Source organism: Amycolatopsis acididurans (genome assembly GCF_012328925.1).
Taxonomy (GTDB): Bacteria; Actinomycetota; Actinomycetes; order Mycobacteriales; family Pseudonocardiaceae; genus Amycolatopsis_E; species Amycolatopsis_E acididurans.
The window spans coordinates 103,250-124,154 of the sequence record NZ_JAAXLS010000008.1; the positions used below are offsets into that span (position 1 = coordinate 103,250).

Here is a 20,905-nt window from a genome sequence, read left to right on the forward strand (position 1 = left end):
CCGATGTCCGCCTTCGCAGACCGCCACATCGGACCTTCCGAGCACGAGCAGGCCAAGATGCTGGCCGAATGCGGCTACGGGAGCCTGGACGCGCTGGTCGAGGCCGCCGTGCCCGCCGCGATCCGCAACCCGCGTGAGCTGGACCTGGCCCCGCCGGCCTCGGAAAGCGAGGCCACCGCCGAACTGCGCGCGCTGGCCGCGAAGAACCGGCCGATGACGCAGATGATCGGGCTCGGCTTCGCCGACACGATCACGCCGCCGGTGATCCGCCGCAACGTGCTGGAGAGCCCGGCCTGGTACACCGCGTACACGCCCTACCAGCCGGAAATCTCGCAGGGGCGGCTCGAAGCGCTGCTCAACTTCCAGACCATGGTGTCCGACCTGACCGGCCTGGACACCGCCAACGCCTCGCTGCTCGACGAGTCCACCGCCGTCGCCGAGGCCGTGCTGCTCATGCGCCGCGCGTCGAAGGCCAAGTCCTCGCGCGTCGTCCTGGACGCCGAATGCCTGCCGCAGACCGTCGCGGTGGTGCGCACCCGCGCCGAGGCGGTCGGCATCGAGGTGGACGTGCGGGACCTCGCCGGCGGGCTGCCCGAGGAGTTCTTCGGCGTGGTGGTGCAGTACCCCGGCGCGTCGGGATTGTTGCGGGACAAGGGTTTCCACGAGGAGATCGGCACGGCTGCGAAAGCGGCCGGCGCGCTGTACACGGTCGCGGCGGACCTGCTGGCGCTCACCCTGATCACCGCGCCGGGCGAGTTCGGTGCGGACGCCGTCGCCGGGACGACGCAGCGCTTCGGCGTGCCGCTGGGCTACGGCGGGCCGCACGCCGGGTACCTCGCCGTGCGCAAGGGCCTGGAGCGCTCGCTGCCGGGACGGCTCGTCGGCGTGTCGAAGGACGCCGACGGCAACACCGCCTACCGGCTCGCGCTGCAGACCCGCGAGCAGCACATCCGCCGGGAGAAGGCCACCTCCAACATCTGCACGGCCCAGGTGCTCCCGGCCGTGCTCGCCGCGATGTACGCCGTCTACCACGGCCCGGACGGCCTCCGCGCGATCGCTTCGCGCATCCACGGGCTGGCCGGCGGTCTCGCCGGCGCGCTGCGCGCGGGCGGGGTCGAGGTGGTGCAAGAGCACTTCTTCGACACCGTGATCGCCCGGGTGCCGGGCCGCGCGGAGCGGGTGCTCGCCGACGCGCGGCGGTCCGGCATCAACCTCGGCCTCGTCGACGAGGACCACGTGCGGGTCGCGTGCGACGAGGTCACCACGCCCGACACGCTGCGCCGCGTGCTGGCCGCCTTCGGGGTGGACACGCACGTGGAGCCGGGGCCGGTCGTGCTGCCCGCCGGGCTGGCGCGGGGGAGCGACTTCCTCGCGCACGAGGTGTTCCGCACCCACCGGTCGGAGACCTCGATGCTGCGGTACCTGCGGCGGCTGTCCGATATGGACTACGCGCTGGACCGCGGCATGATCCCGCTCGGCTCGTGCACGATGAAACTCAACGCCACCGCGGAGATGGAGCCGATCAGCTGGCCCGAGTTCGCCGGCCTGCACCCGTTCGCCCCCGCCGAGGACGCGCAGGGCTACCGCGAGCTGATCGACCAGCTGTGCACGTGGCTGGCCGAGGTCACCGGCTACGACAAGGTTTCCCTGCAGCCCAACGCCGGTTCGCAGGGCGAGTTCGCCGGGCTGCTGGCGATCCGGGCCTTCCACAAGGCCAACGGGCAGCCCGAACGCGAGGTCTGCCTGATCCCGTCCTCCGCGCACGGCACCAACGCGGCGTCGGCGGTGCTGGCCGGGATGCGCGTGGTCGTCGTCGCCTGCGACGACAACGGGGACGTCGACCTCGGCGATCTTCAGGCCAAAGTGGACGAACATCGCGACACCCTCGCGGCCATCATGATCACCTACCCGTCGACGCACGGCGTGTACGAGAACGGGATCGGTGAGATCTCCCGCATCGTGCACGAGGGTGGCGGTCAGGTCTACGTCGACGGCGCCAATCTCAACGCGCTGCTCGGCCTTGCCAAGCCCGGCGAGTTCGGCGGCGACGTCTCGCATCTGAACCTGCACAAGACTTTCTGCATCCCGCACGGCGGCGGCGGTCCCGGCGTGGGGCCGGTCGCGGTGCGCGCGCACCTGGCGCCGTACCTGCCCAACCACCCGCTGTTCCCCGGCGCAGGACCGGACAGCGGGGTCGGCCCGATCTCGGCCGCGCCGTTCGGCTCCGCGTCGATCCTGCCGATCTCGTGGGCGTACGTGCGGATGATGGGTGCGACGGGCCTGACCCAGGCCACGAAGGTCGCGGTGCTCGCGGCGAACTACGTGGCCGCCCGGCTCGCGCCGCACTACCCGGTGCTCTACACCGGCCGCGACGGGCTGGTCGCGCACGAGTGCATCCTGGACCTGCGCGCGCTGACCAAGCGCACCGGCGTGACCGTCGAGGACGTCGCGAAACGTTTGGTGGACTACGGTTTCCACGCGCCCACGATGTCCTTCCCGGTGGCCGGCACGCTCATGGTCGAGCCGACCGAGAGCGAGGACGTCGGCGAGATCGACCGGTTCTGCGACGCGATGATCGCCATCCGCCGGGAGATCGAGGAGGTCGCCGAGGGGCGGTGGCCGCTCGAGCGGAGCCCGCTGCGCAACGCGCCGCACACCGCGGAAACCCTGGCAGGCGACTGGGATCTGCCCTACGACAGGAAACTGGCGGTCTATCCGGCCGGTGTCACACCGAAGGGCAAGTACTGGCCGCCGGTGCGCCGGATCGACGGCGCCTTCGGCGACCGCAACCTCGTCTGCTCGTGCCCGCCGATCGAAGCCTACGGGAGCTGACTCATGCACACCGCCCTCTACGGTGTCCACAAGGGACTGCACGCGTTGTTCACCGACTTCGCGGGCTGGGAGATGCCGGTCCGGTACGCCAGCGAACTGGCCGAGCACCGCGCTGTGCGCGAGACCGCCGGGTTGTTCGACCTCTCGCACATGGGCGAGATCGAGCTGACCGGCCCGCAGGCGGCCGACGCGCTGGACTACGCGCTGGTCGGCAACCTCTCCGGGGTCAAGGTCGGCCGGGCGCGGTACACGATGATGTGCGCGGCCGATGGTGGCGTCCTCGACGACCTGGTGGTCTACCGGCTCGCGGACGAGAAGTACCTCGTGGTGGCCAACGCCTCCAACGTCGGGGTGGTGGCGGCGGAGCTGAGCGAGCGGGCCGCGAAGTTCGACGCCGTGGTGTCCGACCGCTCGGCCGACACCGCGCTGATCGCGGTGCAGGGCCCGAACTCCGCGGCGATCGTGGGTGCGGTGACCGATGCGGACCTGGCGAGCCTCAAGTACTACGCGAGCATGCCCGCGGTCGTGCGCGGCCGCGACGTGCTGCTGGCGCGCACCGGCTACACCGGCGAGGACGGCTTCGAACTGTATGTGCCCGCCGCCGAGGCCGTCGACGTGTGGCATGTGCTGACCGAGGCCGGCGACCCGCACGGCCTGCTGCCGGCGGGGCTGGCGTGCCGGGACACGCTGCGTCTGGAAGCCGGAATGCCCTTGTACGGCAATGAACTGTCCACCGCGCTGACGCCGTTCCACGCCGGTCTCGGCCGAGTCGTGAAGTTCGAGAAGCCCGGTGACTTCGTCGGCAGGTCCGCTTTGGACGGACGCCGCGAGCCCGCGCAGGTGCTCGTGGGCCTGCGCGGTGAGGGGCGGCGCGCGCCCCGGCACGGGTACAAGGTGCTCGACGGCGAGCGGGAAATCGGCGAGGTCACCAGCGGCGCGCTGTCGCCGACCCTGGGCTACCCGATCGCGATGGCCTACGTACCAAGGGAATTGAGCGAGCCCGGCACGGGCCTGTCGGTCGACATCCGCGGCCGCACGGTCCCGGTCGAGGTCGTCGCGATGCCGTTCTACAAGCGGGGCTGACTAGCGCGCCTTCGGGATGACGAGCGGGGTGCCGGTCTCCGGGCACGGCATCACGCGGCACGGGAGGTCGAAGATCTGCTCGACCTTCTCCGCCGTGACGACCTCCTCCGGGGTGCCGGTCGCCAGCACCTTGCCGTCGCGCATCGCGATCAGGTGCGTCGCGTAGCGCGCGGCGTGGTTGAGGTCGTGCAGCACCGCCACCAGCGTGCGGCCCTGCTCCGTGTGCAGTTGCGCGCACAGGTCGAGGATGTCCATCTGGTGCGAGATGTCCAGGAACGTGGTCGGCTCGTCCAGCAGCAGGAGGTCCGTCTCCTGCGCCAGCGCCATCGCGAGCCACACCCGCTGCCGTTGCCCGCCGGAAAGCTCGTCGACGAGCCGGTCCGCGAGTTCGTCCACCCCGGTCGCGGCCATCGACCGTTCGACCACCGCGGCGTCCTCCTTCGACCACTGCCGCAGCAGCCGCTGGTGCGGGTACCGCCCGCGCGAGACGAGATCGGCGACCGTGATGCCCTCGGGCGCGATGCAACTCTGCGGCAGCAGGCCGAGCCGGCGCGCGACCTGCTTGGCGGGCAACGACGTGATGACCTCACCGTCGAGATAGACCATGCCCTTGCGGGGTTTGAGCAGCCGCGCGAGGGCGCGCAGCAGCGTGGTCTTGCCGCAGGCATTAGGGCCCACGATGACGGTGAAGGACCGGTCGGGAATGGCGACCGCGAGATCCTCGGCCACGGTCCGCCCGTCGTAGGCGAGCGTGAGTTCCTTGCCGTGCAGGCGAGTGGCCGTGGTCGTCTCGGCGAGAGCGGTCATGAAGTTAGGCTAACCTATCGGACCGGCCGAAAGGTACCGCGTCGGCCGGAAAAGGATCTGTGATCTTCGGACTATTCGCGGGCGTGTTTCGGGTCCTGGCTGACCGCGACCACCGCGTCGCGCAGTGCCGCACGCAGCCTGCCGACGTCCAGTGGTTCCAGAACGGCCGCTTCACCAGGCGGAGCCACGAGCACGATCCGCCCGCTGCTGGTGAACACGGTCAGCTCGCGCCGCCGCCCCGCCAGATCGCGGCAGTTGACCGACCACTCCTCTCGAGACGCCACGTTTCCTCGCCTTCCCCTCATCGGCTGCCCTCTCGGGAGAAGGGACGTCGCCGGCCCGGTGTCGTGACGGGGCGCGCGCGAAAAACCGCCGTGGCCGGTAGCGTGAGCCACGTCACCGGAGATGGGAGGCGAGATGACAGCTCCAGAACGAGTAGTGATCGTCGGTGCCGGGCTCGGCGGCGCGTCGGCGGCGGCTTCCTTACGGGAACAGGGTTTTTCCGGCGATGTCGTCGTACTGGGCGCAGAACCGCACCGGCCGTACGAACTTCCGGCGTTGTCCAAGGGATTGCTCCTCGGGGACACCGACGAGCCGGACTGGGTGCGCGACGAGAACTTCTGGCGTGAGCACAACGTCGATCTTCGTTCGGGTACGCACGCCACCAGGATCGAACTGGGCGCACGGCTGGTGCACGACGGCAAAGGCGGCGAGCACCCCTACGACCGGCTGCTGCTGGCGACCGGATCGCAACCGCGTTCGCTTCCGGTGCCGGGCGCGGATCTTCCCGGTGTGCGCACGTTGCGCACGCTCGACGACGCGCTCGCGTTGCGCGCCGCGATGTCCGACGCGAAGCGCATGGTGATCATCGGCGCGGGCTGGATCGGCACCGAGGCCGCGGCTGCGGCGCGTAAACACGGCGTCGACGTCACCGTCGTGGACCAGATCTCCGCACCGTTGCTGCCGGTGCTGGGGCCCGAGGTGTCGCGCGTCTTCCAGGACCTGCACTCCGAACACGGGGTGCGCTGGCAGCTCGGCAGCGGTGTCGCGGAAGTGACCGGCGGCCCGGACGGGGTGCGCGGCGTGCGGCTGGCCGACGGCACGGAGCTGCCCGCGGATCTGGTGCTGGTGGCGGTCGGTGTGGCGCCGCGCGTGGATCTCGCGCACCAGGCCGGTCTCGAACTGTCCGACGGCGGCGGGGTCGCGGTCGACGCGAACCTGCGCACGGCGGCGCCGGACGTCTACGCGGTGGGCGATATCGCGGCGCATTTCCATCCCCGCTACGGCCGTCGCGTCCGCGTCGAACACTGGGCCAACGCGAAGAACCAGGGCACCCACGTGGCAGGAAACCTGCTCGACGCGCACGAACCGTACGACCGGGCGCCCTATTTCTTCTCCGACCAGTACGACCTCGGGTGTGAGTACCGCGGCCTCGCCGATCTCGACACCGACGAGCTGGTCGTGCGTGGTGATCTGGCCAAACGCGAGTTCATCGCGTTCTGGGTCCGCGATGGCCAGGTCACCGCCGCGATGAACGTCAACGTCTGGGACGACGGCGACGCGTTGAAGGCGCTCGTGGAGAACGACACGAAGGTCAGCGCCCGCGATCTCGAACAGGGCGACCTGGCCGGGCTCGTCTGACGTCAGCGCCGGTCGAAGGACATGTGCGTGACGCCGGTGGGGGAGGTCACCGACTCGATGTCGAAGCGTTCCTCCAGCCCTTCCTGACCGTCCCACAGGCGTTCGCCGCGTCCGAGGAGGATCGGGACGAGCACGACGTGCATGTGGTCGACGAGATCGGCCGCCAGGAACTGCCGCACCGTGGCCGGGCCGCCGCCGATGCGCACGTCCAGCCCGCCCGCGGCGTCGCGCGCCTGCCGCAGCGCCTCCTCGGGCGTGGCGTCGATGAAGTGGAACGTCGTGCCGCCCTCCATCTCCACCGACGGGCGGGGATGGTGGGTCAGCACGAACACCGGCGTGTGGAACGGCGGGTTCGGCCCCCACCACCCGGTCCAGTCGTGGTTCTCCCACGGTCCACGCTGCGGCCCGAACTTGTTGCGCCCCATGATCTCCGCGCCGATCTCTCCGCCCCACTGGCCGGCGAAGGCGTCGTCGACGCCCATTCTCCCGTCCGTTTTGCCCTGCATCCCGCGAAACGTGCGGGTCTGGAAGAACCAGCCGCTCATCAGTCGTTCGCCGGCGTGTCCGAACGGCGTCTCCAGGCTCTGCCCTTCGCCGGTGCTGAAACCGTCGAGCGAGACCGCGAAGTTGTGAATTCGTACCCGTGACATCGTGCCCTCCCAAGGCTGGTTGCGAAATGCAATCACTTAGCGAGTACCCTAGGCTCAGTGGTGGCAAAGTGCAATCGGTTTGGAGGCGGCAATGCGTGACCGGCCGCGGTCGGGGTGCGCGATCAACGCGGCCGTGGAGGCCATCGGCGATCAGTGGAGCCTGATCGTGCTGCGCGACATCATCTTCGGAAACCGCAGGCACTTCCGGGATCTGCTCACGCTCTCCGACGAGCGGATCGCGTCGAACATCCTGGCCAGCAGGCTCAAATCGCTGGTCGCGGAGGGGTTGCTCACGCGGGAGGACGCCGGTCGCGGGAAGCGCGCCACCTACAGCCTCACCGAGGCCGCGATCCAGCTGGTGCCGGTGATGGCGGTTCTGGGGTCGTGGGGGCTGCGGCACCGGCCGACCACCCGCGAGCTGGCCGTGCGCGCCGAACTGCTCGAAGAGGCGGGCCCGCCGCTGTGGAACGACCTGATGGACGAACTGCGGGAACTGCACCTGGGCATTCCGCGCCCGGATCCGGACCGGCCGCGGGCCTCCGAACAGCTCCGGGCCGCCTACGAACGCGCCGTGGCGGAGCGGGAGGTCAAGTCCTGACGGGCCGGGTCATCGTCCGGAACACGACTACCGCGGCCACCGCGAAGGAGGCCATCACCGTGCCCATCGGCACCGCGCTGGCCGCGCCACCGATGCTGACCAGCGGGGTCGCCATGCCGCCGATCACGAACTGCATGACGCCCAGCAGCGCCGAGGCCGAACCCGCGTTGTGCGGATGCTCGGCCAGCGCCAGCGACGACGCGTTGGGCATCACCAGACCGATGCTGGACACGAGCAGCACCAGCGGGATGAGCAGCGCGGGCAGCGGCAGCGCGAACACGGCGGCCAGCAACACGCCCAGCCCGCCGACGGTGGACAGCGTGAGCCCGGTGGCGAGCAGCGTCCGTTCGCGGAAGAAGCGGCCGACCAGCCGCCCGTTGATCTGGCCCGCGAGCACGATGCCCACCCCGTTCGCGCCGAACACGAGGCTGAACTGCTGCGGGCTGAGGCCGTAGACGTCCTGCAGCACGAACGACGAGGCCGAGACGTAGGCGAAAAGCCCCGCGAACATCAGCCCGGCCGCCAGCGCGTAACCGAGGAAGGAGCGGTCGCGCAGCAGCGACCAGTAGTTGCGCAGAGTCGCGCCGAACCGCGCGGACCGGCGGCGCTGCGGGGGCAGCGGTTCGGGCAACGCGAACGCCGCGGCGAGCAGCAGCGCGGCGCCGAACACGGTCAGTACGACGAACACCCCGCGCCACGACGTGGCCCGCAGCAACTGGCCGCCGACCACCGGCGCGAGGATCGGCGCCAGGCCGCTGACGAGCATGAGCATCGAGAAGAACTTCGTCATCGCGGTGCCGGAGTACAGATCGCGCACGATCGCGCGGGCGATCACGACTCCCGCCGCGGCGCCGATCGCCTGCAGCAGACGGAAACCGACCAGCAGCCCGGCCGACGGGCTCAGCGCGCACAGCACCGACATCACCGCGTACAGGGCGAGCCCGGCCAGCAGCGGCTTGCGCCTGCCCATCGCGTCGGAGACCGGCCCGATCACCAGCTGGCCCAGTGCCAGCCCGATGATGAACCCGGTCAGCGTGACCTGCAGGGTCGCGTCCGAACTGTGCAGGTCCTCGACCATGGTCGGCAGCGCGGGCAGATACATGTCGATGGACAATGGCGCGAAAGCGGACAGTCCGCCCAGGATGAGCGCGTAGCGCAAGGTCCTCGGTCTGGCGGGTGTCACGTCTGCCGTTGCGGCGGTCATTTCTCTCCCGTCTCCCGTGGACCCAGCGCGCGACAAGCCGCGCGTTATTCCTTGTCCTGGCTAAGTGTGTTCCGCGCCACTGGCGGTTCTGGTAGGAATTCCGCCGTGCGGAGTCTCGACGAGCCGGAGTACCTGTACTTCTGGGGTCACGAGCCGGCCGGCAACGGCGTCGGCCCAACCTGTCTGAGCCAGTGGTGGCCGGCCGAGTTCGTCGTCGGCGGGCGGGCCTATCCGACGGCGGAGCACTTCATGATGTCGGAGAAGGCGTTGCTGTTCGGCGACGCGGACATCGCGGGCCAGATCCTGCGCACGACCGATCCGAAGGAGGCCAAGGCCCTCGGCAGGCAGATCTCCGGGTTCGACGAGTCGCGCTGGGAGCAGCGGCGGTTCGAGATCGTCGTCGAGGGCAACCTCGCGAAGTTCACCCAACATCCCACCTTGCGGGATTTCCTGCTCGGCACCCGGGACGCCGTGCTGGTCGAGGCGTCCCCGGAGGACCGCATCTGGGGCATCGGGCTCGCCGCCCACGACGCGCGCGTCGTCGATCCGGACACGTGGCCGGGCCTCAATCTGCTGGGGCTCGCGTTGATGGCGGTCAGGTCCCGGCTGGCGGAGTGATTACCGGCCAGTAGAGTTCGCGACGGGCTGCTACGAGGAGGTGCGCGTGGCCGAGAAATTCGGTGGCTACCAGAACGAGATCTATCTGCAGGGTCTCGGCGGGACCACACCGGCGTTCACCACGGACCTGACCGCGCTGGAGGAATCCGCCGCGAAGCTGCTGACCCCGCAGGCCCTGGGTTATGTCGCGGGCGGCGCCGGCTCGGGAGCCACGATGCGCGCGAACCGGGAAGCCTTCGACCGCTGGAAGATCGTGCCCCGCATGCTCACCGACGCGACCGAACGCGATCTGTCGGTGACGCTGTTCGGCCGGCGGCTGCCCGCGCCCGTGCTGCTCGCGCCGGTGGGCGTGCAGACGATCGTGCACCCCGAAGGCGAGCTGGCCACCGCCCGTGCCGCGGCCGCCCTGGACGTGCCGATGATCCTCTCGACCGCCGCCGCGCACACGATCGAGGAGGTCGCGCAGGCCGGCGGCAGCGGCCCGCGCTGGTTCCAGCTGTACTGGCCGAACGATCCCGACGTGACCGCCAGCATCCTCGGCCGGGCGCGCGAGCAGGGCTACACCGCGCTCGTCGTCACGCTCGACACGTGGACGCTCGCGTGGCGGCCACGCGACCTCGACCAGGCGTATCTGCCGTTCCTCAAGGCCGAGGGCACGGCGATCGCGATGTCCGACCCGGCGTTTCGGGCACGGCTGGCGAAGACGCCCGAGGAGGACCTGCCCACCGCGATCCTGCAGTGGGTCGGGATGTTCACCGGTACCGACAAGAGCTGGGACCGGTTGTCGGTGCTGCGCGAGCTGTGGGACGGGCCGATCCTGCTCAAGGGCATCCAGCACGTCGATGACGCGCGGCGTGCGGTGGATGCCGGGATGGACGGGATCGTGGTGTCCAACCACGGCGGGCGGCAGGTGGACGGCGCGCTGGCGTCGCTGGAGGCGCTGCCCCGGATCGCGCAGGCGGTCGGCGGCCGGGCCGAGGTGTTGTTCGACTCGGGCGTGCGCACCGGCGCGGACGTCCTCAAGGCACTCGCCCTCGGCGCGAAGGCCGTGCTGCTCGGGCGCCCCTACGTGTACGGACTCGCCCACGGCGGTGAGGACGGCGTGCGGCACGTCGTGCGCAGCCTGCTCGCGGAGCTGGACCTGACGCTCGCGCTGGCCGGGTACCGGACGCCGGGGGAGCTGTCGCCAAGCGCACTGCAGCGAGGCTGATCACTCGGCGAAAACGGCGTGACCAGGCAGCTATCCTGGTACACGTATGTCTACGCCATCCCCCCTTGCCGAACTGCGGGCGAGGCTGCCCGAGTTGATGCCGCGCGACGAGCACCGGCTGCGCCGCCGGATCGACGGTGCCCGCAAAGCACGCGACCAGGAGCGGGTGGCGCGTCAGATCGCCGCCGACATCGAGGCCGCCGAGGTGCGCATCCAGCTGCGCCGCGAGAGCGTGCCGGAGATCTCCTACCCCGCGGAACTGCCGGTCAGCCAGCGCAAGGACGACATCGCCGCCGCGATCCGCGACCACCAGGTCGTGATCGTCGCCGGCGAGACCGGTTCGGGCAAGACCACGCAGCTGCCGAAGATCTGCCTCGAACTCGGCCTCGGCGTGCGCGGGCAGATCGGGCACACACAGCCGCGCAGGCTCGCCGCGCGGACCGTCGCGGAGCGCATCGCCAGCGAGCTGGGTACCGAGCTGGGCAGCACCGTCGGCTACAAGGTCCGCTTCACCGACAGCAGCGGCGAGGACACGCTCGTCAAGCTGATGACCGACGGCATCCTGCTCGCCGAGATCACGAGCGACCGGATGCTGCGCCGCTACGACACGCTGATCATCGACGAGGCCCACGAGCGCAGCCTCAACATCGACTTCCTGCTGGGCTATCTCAAGCAGCTGCTGCCGCGCCGCCCCGATCTGAAGGTGATCATCACCTCGGCGACGATCGATCCGGAGCGGTTCTCCGAGCACTTCGGGGACGCGCCGATCGTCGAGGTGTCCGGCCGCACCTATCCCGTCGAGGTGCGCTACCGGCCCATCGTCGACCCGGACCAGCCCGAGCTGGAGCGCGACCAGGTGCAGGCCATCTCCGAGGCCGTGGACGAACTCTGCGCCGAAGGTCCTGGAGACATCCTCGTTTTCCTCTCCGGGGAAAGGGAAATCCGCGACACCGCCGACGCGTTGTCCAAACAGGACCTTCGCAACACGGAGATCCTGCCGCTGTACGCGCGCCTGTCCGCGGCCGACCAGCACCGTGTGTTCCAGCGGCACACCGGCCGCCGCATCGTGCTCGCCACGAACGTCGCCGAGACCTCGCTGACGGTGCCCGGCATCAAGTACGTGATCGACCCCGGCACGGCGCGCATCTCCCGCTACAGCCACCGCACCAAGGTGCAGCGGCTGCCGATCGAACCGATCTCGCAGGCCTCGGCCAACCAGCGCAAGGGCCGCTGCGGCCGCACCTCCGACGGTATCTGCATCCGCCTGTACACGGAAGCCGATTTCCAGTCGCGGCCGGAGTTCACCGATCCGGAGATCCTGCGTACCAACCTCGCGTCGGTGATCCTGCAGATGACCTCGCTCGGACTCGGCGACATCGCCGCGTTCCCGTTCGTGGAACCGCCGGACCGTCGCCAGGTCACCGACGGTGTGCAGTTGCTGCAGGAGCTGGGCGCGCTGGAGAACGACAAGCTCACCCGGACCGGCCGGGACCTGGCGCAGCTGCCGGTGGACCCGAGGCTGGGCCGCATGGTGCTGGAGGCCGCGAAGAACGGCTGCGTCCGCGAAGTGATGATCATCGCCGCCGCGCTGTCCATTCAGGACCCCCGCGAGCGGCCGTCGGACAAGCAGGAGGCGGCGCAGCAACAGCATGCGCGCTTCGCCGACAAGACCTCGGACTTCCTTGCCTACCTCAACCTGTGGGAGTACCTGCGCGAACAGCAGAAGACGCTGTCGGGCAACCAGTTCCGCAGGCTGTGCCGCAACGAGTTCCTCAACTACCTGCGCGTGCGCGAATGGCAGGACATCTACAGCCAGCTTCGCCAGCTCGCCAAACCGCTCGGCGTGACGCTCAACGGCGAACCCGCCGATCCACAACGTGTCCACACCTCGCTGCTCGCCGGGCTGCTGTCGCACATCGGGCTCAAGGACCCCGAGAAGGGCGACTACCTCGGTGCTCGTGGCGCGCGGTTCGCGGTGTTCCCGGGGTCGTCGCTGTTCAAGAAGCAGCCGCGGTGGATCGCGTCGGCGGAGCTGGTCGAGACGTCCCGGCTGTGGGCGCGGGTCAACGCGCGCATCGAGCCGGAATGGGTCGAGCCGCTGGCCGGGCACCTGGTCAAGCGCAACTATTCCGAGCCGCACTGGGAGCGCAAGCGCGGCGCGGTGATGGCCAACGAGCGGGTCACGCTCTACGGCGTCCCGCTCGTCGCGTCGCGCAAGGTGAACTACGGCCGCATCGATCCCGGGGTCTCGCGGGAGCTGTTCATCCGGCACGCGCTCGTCGAAGGCGACTGGGACACCACCCACAAGTTCTTCACCGAGAACCGCGCGCTGCTGGACGAGGTCGAGGACCTGGAGAACCGGGCACGGCGGCGCGACCTGCTGGTCGACGAGGGCACCCTGTTCGACTTCTACGACCGGCGCGTCGGCGAGGAAGTGGTGTCCTCGCGGCATTTCGACACGTGGTGGAAGAAGGTTCGCCGTGAGCAGCCGGACCTGCTCAACTTCGAAAAGGCGATGCTCATCAACGAGCACGCCGAGCAGGTGCTGGCGTCGGACTACCCCGACGTGTGGGCGCAGGGTTCGCTGCGCTTCGAACTGACCTACCAGTTCGAGCCCGGCACGGACGCGGACGGGGTGACCGTCCACATTCCACTGCCGGTGCTCAACCAGGTCGGCCCGGACGGGTTCGACTGGCAGGTGCCGGGGCTGCGCGAGGAACTGGTCACCGCGCTGATCAAATCGCTGCCGAAGCAGCTGCGGCGCAACTTCGTGCCGGCGCCGGATACGGCGAAACTGGTGCTGTCGCGGGTTTTTCCGCAGGACGGGCCGCTGCTGGACGTGCTGGCGGACGAACTGGAGGCGCTGCGTGGCGTCGCGGTGCCGCCGGATGCGTGGTCCGCGGTGCCGGACCATCTGCGGATGACCTTCCGCGTGGTCGACGAGAAGGGCCGCAAGGTCGCCGAAGGCAAAGACCTGGAGGCGCTCAAGCGCGAGCTCAGCGGCCAGCTGCGCGCGACGATCTCCAAGGCCGCCAACGACATCGAACGCGGCGGGCTGACCAACGCCGCGTTCGGCGAGCTGCCGAGGGTCTTCGAAGGCAAGCGCCGCGGGCACGACGTGAAGGCGTATCCGGCGCTGGTGGACGAGGGCGAGACGGTCGCCGTGCGGATGCTGGACACGCCGGTGCAGCAGGGACAGCAGATGTGGCTGGGCACGCGGAAGCTGCTGCGGCTGAACCTGTCCTCGCCGATGAAGTTCATCAGCCGGAACCTGAGCAACGCGTCGAAGCTCGTACTGGGCCGCAATCCGCACGGTAGCGTCGCCGGCCTGCTGGAGGACTGCGTCGACTGCGCGGTGGACAAGCTGATGGCCGACAACGGCGGCCCGGTCTGGGACGAGGCGGATTTCGCGGTACTGCTGGAAAAAGTACGCGCCGACGTCAACCCGACCGTCCTGGATGTACTGTCCACGGTGGAGTCGATTCTGCGCGCGGCCAACGACGTCGAGGCCCGGCTCGCCGACGCACGCGGCCCTGCGGGGTCCCTCGCGGACATTCGCACCCAGCTCGACGGCCTGATCTTCCCCGGTTTCGTCACCGCGACGGGCTTCGACCGCCTGCCGAACGTGGTGCGCTACCTGCGCGCCATCGAACGCCGCATCGACAAACTGTCCACCGGCGCCGCCCGCGACCTCGAACAGCTGCGGGACATCACGTGGCTGCGCGAGGAGTACCAGCACGCGGTCGACGCACTGCCGCCCGGCGTCACTCCCGGCCCGGCCCTGCTGGACGTGCGCTGGATGATCGAGGAACTGCGGGTGAGCTACTTCGCGCAAACGCTGGGAACCGCGCATCCGGTGTCGGTCAAACGCATCGTGAAGGCGCTCGACGCGGCCGCCTAGTCACTTCGCGTCGGCGTATACCGAGACCACCGCGGCGTCCATCGGGAAATGCACCGGGCACGACGGGCCGAACATCAGCGCCGCGGCCTCGGCGACCGACGAGTCGATCAGCGCGGGCACCTGATCCGCCAGGTCCTCGGGGGCGTGCACGATGACCTCGTCGTGCTGGAAGAACACCAGGTGCGCCGGTTCGGGCAGGCGGCGGCGCAGTGTCGCCAGCAGGACCGCGGTGAAATCGGCGGCGCTGGCCTGTACCACGAAGTTGCGGGTGAAGCGCCCCCAGTCCCGTGCCGCGCGGCGGGCGCGTGACTCGTCCGCGTCGGCGGCGCCGGTCAGCGCTCGCCACGCCTGCGACGGCGCGGGCGAGGTGCGGCCCAGCCGCGAGCGCACCCGCTCGCCACGCTCACCCGATTGGGCAGCATGCTCCACATAGGACACCGCATCCGGAAAACGCTGGCGCAGCAGGGCGAGCAGCGACGACGCCTCGCCGGCGGTGCCGCCGTACATCGCCGACAACATCGCGATCTTGGCGCGGCCGCGGGATTTCTCGTCCAGCGTCGAGAACATCGCCTCCGACAATCGCGCGTAGAGATCCGTGGACGCGGAAACGTCGGCGAGCCGCCGGTCGCCCGACAATGCGGTCAGGATGCGTGGCTCCAGTTGCGCCGCGTCGGCCACGACGAGCTTCCAGCCCGGATCCGCCTGCACGCACACCCGCAGTGTCTTCGGGATCTGCAGTGCGCCGCCACCGGAACTGGCCCAGCGCCCGGACACCACGCCGCCGACCACCCACGCCGGCCGGAACCGCCCGTCGCTGACCCACTCGTCCAGCCACGCCCAGCCGTTGGCCGAGTGCAGGCGCGCCAGTTCGCGATACTCCAGCAGCCGGGCCGCGGCCGGATGATCGACCTCGCGCAGCACGTGCGCCCGCGCCGACGGGATCGAGATCCCCTCGCGGCCGAACGCACGCACGATCGTGGGCGGGCTGTCCGGGTTGACGGGTTTGCCGCCGAAGGCCTCGCTCACCCGTGCCGCGAGTTCGGCCAGTTTCTTGGGTCGCTGGCCCGAGGGCACGCGTGGCCCGAGCAGTTCGGTGAGCAGCGAGTCGTGCACGTCGGCGCGCCACGGCAACCCGTCCGCCGCCATCTCGGTGGCCACCAGCGCGCTCGCCGACTCGGCCGCGACGAGCAGCCGGAACCGCTCCGGATGCTCGGTGCCGCGGATTCGCCGCTCCTGCTCGGCCAGCACGGTCTTCGCCGCGTCGACCACCGAGGTGCCGGGCGGCAGGCCCGTCGAGCGGGTCTCGAACAGCGCGGGCTGTGCGTCGGCGTGGCTGGGCGCGTCCGGCGGCGGTTCGAGGCCTTGTGCCCTGGCCAGCGCCGCGGCGAGCCCGCGTGGCTCGCCCATGCGGCCCTCGTGGCCGAGCAGCAGGCCCTCGGCGAGCATCAGGTCGTGGCAGCGGCCGACGCGCAGCCCGGCGGCGACCAGCGCCGGATAGAGCTGCTGGACGGAGGGGAGCACCCAGCGTGGTCGATGCCGGGCTTCCAGCTCCGCCAGATGCGCGGCCAGAGCGGGCTCCTCCAGGGTCCGCCTGCCGGATGGATCGAGCACCGAACAGGTGCCGTCTTCCTCCTGACCGACGAAGATGTGCACGTGGCCATTCTGCGCCGACCCACCGACAATCCGGGCAGGGCACTGGTCGAGACACGCCTCTTTGACTACTCTTCGGTAACCATCCATACCCTCGGTACGGCCCAACGGAGGTGCCCGCAGATGCTCGTCGGCAAGGTGACGGAGACCACCCGCTCGATCGAGGTGTTGTGGCGTTCGGGGCTCATTCCGTTCCCGAGAATCGACGAGGGCCTGCAGTCGCTGCTCGCGATGCGCAAGGTGGGCCCGTTCGCCGCCGCCGTGATGAACGCGGCGCGCCGCCGCCCGCACGCCGTCGGTCTCGTCGATGATCGCGGGCCGCTGACGTTCAAGCAGCTCGATCTGCGGTCCAACGCGCTGGCCAGGGCCTGGGCCCAGCGTGGGGTGGAGCCCGGGACCGTGCTGGCGGCCCTGTGCCGCGACCACCGCGGGCTGGTGATCACGATGGCCGCCGCGGGCAAGCTCGGCGCACGCCTGGTGCTGATGAACACGGGCTTCGCGAAGCCGCAACTGGCGGACGTGGCCAAGCGCGAGGGTGTCAGCGTGCTGGTCTACGACCAGGAGTTCACCGAACTGCTGTCCGCGATTCCCGACGACGTGCAGCGGTACCTGGCGTGGGTCGACACCGACGACCCGCTGGCCGAGCACAAGATTCCGGTGCTGGACGAGCTGATCGCCAGCACCGACGACCGCGCGCTGTCGTGGCCGTCGCGCCGGGGTGGTTTCGTTCTGCTGACCAGCGGCACGACGGGTACGCCGAAAGGCGCGCCGCGGGATCACACGTCGCTGTTCGCCACGGCGCAGTTCCTCGACCGCATCCCGCTGCGCGCGGGCGAATCGACGTACCTGGGCGCGCCGATCTTCCACGGCACCGGTGTCTCGCAGTTCATCCTGTCGCTGGCGCTCGGCTGCACGGTGGTGATGCGGCGGCGGTTCGACCCGGAGACGACGCTCAAGGGCGTGCAGGACAACCGGTGCACCGCGCTCGTGCTCGTGCCGACGATGCTGCAGCGGATCGTGGATCTGGGGCCGGAGGTGCTCGGCCGGTACGACACGTCGTCGTTGCGGATCATCTTCGTCGCGGGCTCGGCGTTGTCGCCGGATCTCGGTAACCGGGCGACCGAGGCGTTCGGCGACGTGGTGCACAACCTCTACGGTTCGACCGAGTGCGCGGTCGCGACGGTCGCGACGCCCGAGGACTGGCGGCGCGCGCCGGGCACGGTCGGGAAGCCGCCGGTGGGCTGCCGTGTCGCGTTGTTCGACAAGAACGGGAACCGGGTCACGAAACCGGGCGAAACGGGCCGCGTTTTCGTGGGCAGCGGCCTGAGTTTCCAGGGATACACCGACGGCCGCAAAAAGGAGACCATCGACGGCTTGCTGTCCACCGGCGACGTCGGCCATTTCGATGAGGACGGTCTGCTGTTCATCGACGGGCGCGACGACGAAATGATCGTCTCCGGCGGTGAGAACGTCTTCCCGATCGAGGTGGAAAACCTTCTGGTGGAACGCCCGGACATCCTCGAGGCGGCGGTGATCGGCGTCCCTGACGAGGATTTCGGGCAACGGCTGAAGGCCATCGTGGTGGCCTCCCCCGGCGCGGACCTCGACGCGGACACCCTCAAGGACTACGTCAAACAGAACCTGGCCCGCTACAAGGTCCCCAGGGACGTGGAGTTCGTGGACAAGCTGCCACGGAACGCGACGGGCAAGGTGCTGCGGAACCAACTGGCGTAAGGCGCCCGCGCGCGATCACCCCCAGGAGATACCGAAGACGCCCGGCCCGAAGTCCATCGCCACCGCGTGCACCCCGCCCGTCGTGTCGAGGGCCAGTTGGCGCCTGCCCTCGGCGTCCGCGGTCTGCGAGTACTGCCAGCACGCGACCGGAGGCGCGTCGAACTGAATCTCCAGCAGGTACTCGCGCACGGGGCGCCGGAACTCGCGGTAGTAGGTGTTCTCGCAGGCCGGGTAGGGCGGACCGGCGTTGGTGAGGGTGTACTCGATCACCTGGGTGTCGCCGCGGTCGATGGGCCGGTCGAACAGCAGCTCCGCCGCTGTCAACCCGTACTTCGTGTCGACCTCGACGCGGCCGGCGCTGCAGTTGCGCAACGCGTGCAGCCGGGGCGGGGCCGAACCGCCGTGGTCGTACACGAGCAACCACCGGTCCTGGTTGTCCGCGCTGGCCTGGAACACGGCCTTCGCCGTCATCGCGCGCTGGGCACCGTCCTCCGCGATCTCGCACCGATCGTGCAGGCTGACCAGCTTCAACCGGTGTTGCTGCTCCAGGGCGTGCGGCGCGCCGATGCGTTCCAGCAGCGCCTGCAGGGCCTGCGTCGGGAAGTTCACCGTGCCGGGCTCGGCGCGTCGCCGTGGATTGCCACGAGGCCGGGGTGGGGGAAGAAGGCGGAGTAGTTCACCCGGCCGGAGACCGAGCACCTCTTCGAGTACCCGCACGGCCGAGAGCGAACTCTGCCGCTCCGGCTGGCGTTTGCCGGACTGCCAGTAACTGAGCGCGGTGACGCTGATGGGAATGCCGTTGGCCTGCAGGCGCGCCTGTATCCGGTCGAGGCTCAGCCCACTGCGTGCGATCGAGGAGCGGAGCGCCCTGGAGAATGCGGTCTCGGTTCCGGCCACTAGGCCTGATGCTAGCAGCGTTCCCCCGAACGGGTCAGTACTGGTAACTGTGAAACGTTGCCTCACCTGATCCGGTCACGCTTGCATAACTGCGACAACGCCGCATCAGGGTGGGGAGGACACGCTCATGGGGAAGTCCCGCAAGCTGCTGGCCATCGGGGCTGCCGCGGCAGCCATCGTCGGCGGGAGTACCGCCGCGGCCCAGGCCCAGCAAGGCCAGATCCGTGACGCCGACACCCCGGGTTCAGTCACGGACAGTTACCTTGTCGTGCTGAAAGACGCGCCGAATGTCACTTCGAAGAGTGAGGCAAAGGCGAACATTCTTTCGCTGGCCAACAACCTCGGCTACCGCTTCAGCGCCGAGATCTCGCACACCTTCAGCTCGGCGCTGCGCGGCTTCTCCATCAAGGCCAGCCCGGCCGAGGCCAAGCGCATCGCGGCCGACAGCACCGTCGCCTACGTCGTGCAGAACCACGTGTTCCACGTGGCCGACACCCAGCAGGACCCGCCGTCCTGGGGGCTGGACCGCATCGACCAGCGCAACCTGCCGCTCGACTCCTCCTACACCTACTCCACCAAGGCCGACAACGTCACCGCGTACGTGATCGACACCGGCGTGCGCGCCACCCACGAGACCTTCGGCGGCCGCGTGTCCGGTGGCAAGGACTTCGTGGACAACGACGACGACCCCAACGACGAGAACGGCCACGGCACGCACGTCGCGGGCACCATCGGCGGCAGCGAGTACGGCGTGGCCAAGGGCGTGCACATCGTCCCGGTGCGCGTGCTCGACGCGCAGGGCAGCGGCACCACCGAGCAGGTCGTGGCCGGGATCGACTGGGTCGCCGACAACCACAGCGGGCCCTCGGTCGCGAACATGAGCCTCGGCGGCAGCGTGGACGACGCGCTCGACCAGGCCGTCAAGGGCGCGATCGCCAAGGGTGTGACGTTCGCCGTCGCCGCGGGCAACGAGAGCACCGACGCCAGCGGCTCCTCGCCGGCGCGCGTTCCCGAGGCGATCACCGTCGCGGCCAGCGACAAGACCGACAGGCAGGCCAGCTTCTCCAACTACGGCAGCGCCGTGGACCTCTACGCGCCGGGGGTGAACATCACCTCGTCGTGGGGCAGCAGCGACACCGCCACCGACACGATCAGCGGCACCTCCATGGCCACCCCGCACGTCACCGGTGCGGCCGCCCTTTACCTGGCCGATCACCCGGATGCGACCCCCGCTCAGGTGTCCGATGCGCTCACGAGCGCGGCCACGCCGGACAAGATCAGCAACGCCACCGCGGGCACTCCCAACAAGCTGCTCTACACGGCTGGCTAATCTGCAGGAATGGGTGCGATCTACCTGATCCGGCATGGTCAGGCTGCTTACGGTGAAGCGGACTACGACCGCCTGTCCGGCGTCGGCCTCGAACAGGGGGCGGTGGTCGGCGCCGAGTTGCTGCGCCGCCAGGTCCGCTTCACCGAGGGCCGTACCGGGTCGCTGACCCGGCAGCGGAGGACGGCCGAGACGGTGCTCGACCGGATTGGTTCGAGCACGACGGCCAAGGAAGACCCGCGGTGGAACGAGTACGACCACGTCGACATCGTCAGCCACCACGGCGACGGGATCTCACAGAGCGACGTCGACTCGCGTGGCTACCAGGGCGTGCTGGACGGGGCGCTCGCCGAGTGGATCGGTGCCGGCGAGGACAGCCCGTGTGCGGAGTCGTGGCCGGCGTTCCTCGCGCGGGTCCGCGGCGCGCTCGACGATCTCGTCGCGGTGCTGGGCAAGGGCGAGAACGCGGTGGTGTTCACCTCGGGCGGGGTGATCGGCGCGCTGGCCGGGGTGCTGCTCGGCGATCCCGTGATGGGGTTGCTCAAGATGAACCGGGTCGCGGTCAACTGCGGCATCACCAAGCTCGTGTCCGGTCGCAGTGGCGTGACCCTGTTGTCGTTCAACGAGCATTCGCATTTCGACGGACGCGCGGCCCAGTTGCTGACCTATCGCTGATCCGGTTTCGCTGCCCGGAAGGAACCTTCGGCGAAGGTAAGAAGCGAAAGCAGCGCGGGGGCTGGGCGCGGCTCGCTG

The 20,905-nt window shown here is 69.8% G+C and carries 16 protein-coding genes; 10 read left to right on the plus strand and 6 right to left on the minus strand.

The window, feature by feature from the left end:
- Positions 1-3: 3 nt before the first annotated feature.
- Together gcvP and gcvT are read left to right on the plus strand one after the other, a co-directional pair.
- Positions 4-2,832, plus strand: a complete 2,829-nt coding sequence (gene gcvP, locus HFP15_RS14810; RefSeq protein WP_168515768.1) for an aminomethyl-transferring glycine dehydrogenase — start codon at positions 4-6, stop codon at positions 2,830-2,832.
- Between the two features lie 3 nt (positions 2,833-2,835).
- A complete protein-coding gene (gene gcvT / locus HFP15_RS14815) occupies positions 2,836-3,915 on the plus strand; it encodes a glycine cleavage system aminomethyltransferase GcvT (RefSeq protein ID WP_168515770.1) in 1,080 nt (359 codons plus the stop codon).
- Here the strand turns inward: gcvT and HFP15_RS14820 are convergent, their stop codons facing one another.
- Together HFP15_RS14820 and HFP15_RS14825 are read right to left on the minus strand one after the other, a co-directional pair.
- Complete coding sequence (locus tag HFP15_RS14820) at positions 3,916-4,722, minus strand: ABC transporter ATP-binding protein (protein ID WP_168515772.1); 807 nt, start codon at positions 4,720-4,722, stop codon at positions 3,916-3,918.
- Positions 4,723-4,793: 71 nt separating this feature from the next.
- Positions 4,794-5,006: a hypothetical protein gene (locus tag HFP15_RS14825; protein WP_168515774.1), complete on the minus strand. Its 213-nt coding sequence runs from the start codon at positions 5,004-5,006 to the stop codon at positions 4,794-4,796.
- 133 nt (positions 5,007-5,139) lie between these two features.
- On the opposite strand from HFP15_RS14825, the gene HFP15_RS14830 reads away from it, so the two are divergent.
- Complete coding sequence (locus tag HFP15_RS14830; protein ID WP_168515776.1) at positions 5,140-6,363, plus strand: NAD(P)/FAD-dependent oxidoreductase; 1,224 nt, start codon at positions 5,140-5,142, stop codon at positions 6,361-6,363.
- A 2-nt stretch (positions 6,364-6,365) separates the two neighbouring features.
- Here HFP15_RS14830 and HFP15_RS14835 read toward each other — a convergent pair whose 3' ends face one another.
- On the minus strand, positions 6,366-7,013 hold the full coding sequence (locus tag HFP15_RS14835; RefSeq protein WP_168515778.1) for a dihydrofolate reductase family protein: 648 nt from the start codon (positions 7,011-7,013) through the stop codon (positions 6,366-6,368).
- A gap of 91 nt (positions 7,014-7,104) precedes the next feature.
- Between HFP15_RS14835 and HFP15_RS14840 the strand changes: the two genes are divergently transcribed.
- Entirely contained in the window at positions 7,105-7,611 is a 507-nt protein-coding gene (locus tag HFP15_RS14840) for a winged helix-turn-helix transcriptional regulator (RefSeq protein WP_168515780.1), read from the plus strand.
- Here the strand turns inward: HFP15_RS14840 and HFP15_RS14845 are convergent.
- Positions 7,601-8,815, minus strand: coding sequence for a Bcr/CflA family multidrug efflux MFS transporter (locus HFP15_RS14845; protein WP_168515782.1), 1,215 nt, complete (start codon positions 8,813-8,815; stop codon positions 7,601-7,603). The genes HFP15_RS14840 and HFP15_RS14845 overlap by 11 nt on opposite strands.
- A 105-nt stretch (positions 8,816-8,920) precedes the next feature.
- On the opposite strand from HFP15_RS14845, the gene ybiA reads away from it, so the two are divergent.
- The 3 genes from ybiA to hrpA are packed head-to-tail and all read left to right on the plus strand — an operon-like array spanning position 8,921 to position 14,544.
- Complete coding sequence (gene ybiA / locus HFP15_RS14850; protein WP_312871597.1) at positions 8,921-9,433, plus strand: riboflavin biosynthesis intermediates N-glycosidase; 513 nt, start codon at positions 8,921-8,923, stop codon at positions 9,431-9,433.
- Between the two features lie 46 nt (positions 9,434-9,479).
- Positions 9,480-10,643, plus strand: a complete 1,164-nt coding sequence (locus tag HFP15_RS14855; RefSeq protein WP_168515786.1) for a lactate 2-monooxygenase — start codon at positions 9,480-9,482, stop codon at positions 10,641-10,643.
- Between the two features lie 46 nt (positions 10,644-10,689).
- Complete coding sequence (gene hrpA / locus HFP15_RS14860; RefSeq protein WP_168515788.1) at positions 10,690-14,544, plus strand: ATP-dependent RNA helicase HrpA; 3,855 nt, start codon at positions 10,690-10,692, stop codon at positions 14,542-14,544.
- Here hrpA and HFP15_RS14865 read toward each other — a convergent pair whose 3' ends face one another.
- The gene (locus HFP15_RS14865; protein ID WP_168515790.1) at positions 14,545-16,197 is read right to left on the minus strand and encodes a bifunctional 3'-5' exonuclease/DNA polymerase; all 1,653 of its coding nucleotides are present in this window, start codon (positions 16,195-16,197) and stop codon (positions 14,545-14,547) included. It abuts the gene before it with no gap.
- 120 nt (positions 16,198-16,317) lie between these two features.
- Here HFP15_RS14865 and HFP15_RS14870 point away from each other — a divergent pair, with 120 nt between their 5' ends.
- Positions 16,318-17,928, plus strand: coding sequence for an acyl-CoA synthetase (locus HFP15_RS14870; RefSeq protein WP_168515792.1), 1,611 nt, complete (start codon positions 16,318-16,320; stop codon positions 17,926-17,928).
- Positions 17,929-17,943: 15 nt separating this feature from the next.
- Here HFP15_RS14870 and HFP15_RS14875 read toward each other — a convergent pair whose 3' ends face one another.
- Positions 17,944-18,825, minus strand: a complete 882-nt coding sequence (locus tag HFP15_RS14875; RefSeq protein WP_168515794.1) for a hypothetical protein — start codon at positions 18,823-18,825, stop codon at positions 17,944-17,946.
- Between the two features lie 127 nt (positions 18,826-18,952).
- On the opposite strand from HFP15_RS14875, the gene HFP15_RS14880 reads away from it, so the two are divergent.
- Together HFP15_RS14880 and HFP15_RS14885 are read left to right on the plus strand one after the other, a co-directional pair.
- Positions 18,953-20,155 (plus strand): S8 family peptidase, encoded by a 1,203-nt coding sequence (locus tag HFP15_RS14880; protein ID WP_168515796.1) that lies wholly within the window; start codon positions 18,953-18,955, stop codon positions 20,153-20,155.
- 9 nt (positions 20,156-20,164) lie between these two features.
- The gene (locus HFP15_RS14885) at positions 20,165-20,827 is read left to right on the plus strand and encodes a histidine phosphatase family protein (RefSeq protein ID WP_168515798.1); all 663 of its coding nucleotides are present in this window, start codon (positions 20,165-20,167) and stop codon (positions 20,825-20,827) included.
- Positions 20,828-20,905: the final 78 nt, after the last annotated feature.

Bases quoted from the DNA above. Each gene is read 5' to 3' on its own strand.
- gcvP (WP_168515768.1), top strand. From the start codon at position 4: ATGTCCGCCTTCGCAGACCGCCACATCGGACCTTCCGAGCACGAGCAG.
- gcvT (WP_168515770.1), top strand. From the start codon at position 2,836: ATGCACACCGCCCTCTACGGTGTCCACAAGGGACTGCACGCGTTGTTC.
- HFP15_RS14820 (WP_168515772.1), bottom strand. From the start codon at position 4,722: ATGACCGCTCTCGCCGAGACGACCACGGCCACTCGCCTGCACGGCAAG.
- HFP15_RS14830 (WP_168515776.1), top strand. From the start codon at position 5,140: ATGACAGCTCCAGAACGAGTAGTGATCGTCGGTGCCGGGCTCGGCGGC.
- HFP15_RS14835 (WP_168515778.1), bottom strand. From the start codon at position 7,013: ATGTCACGGGTACGAATTCACAACTTCGCGGTCTCGCTCGACGGTTTC.
- HFP15_RS14840 (WP_168515780.1), top strand. From the start codon at position 7,105: ATGCGTGACCGGCCGCGGTCGGGGTGCGCGATCAACGCGGCCGTGGAG.
- HFP15_RS14845 (WP_168515782.1), bottom strand. From the start codon at position 8,815: ATGACCGCCGCAACGGCAGACGTGACACCCGCCAGACCGAGGACCTTG.
- hrpA (WP_168515788.1), top strand. From the start codon at position 10,690: ATGTCTACGCCATCCCCCCTTGCCGAACTGCGGGCGAGGCTGCCCGAG.
- HFP15_RS14870 (WP_168515792.1), top strand. From the start codon at position 16,318: ATGCTCGTCGGCAAGGTGACGGAGACCACCCGCTCGATCGAGGTGTTG.
- HFP15_RS14880 (WP_168515796.1), top strand. From the start codon at position 18,953: ATGGGGAAGTCCCGCAAGCTGCTGGCCATCGGGGCTGCCGCGGCAGCC.
- HFP15_RS14885 (WP_168515798.1), top strand. From the start codon at position 20,165: ATGGGTGCGATCTACCTGATCCGGCATGGTCAGGCTGCTTACGGTGAA.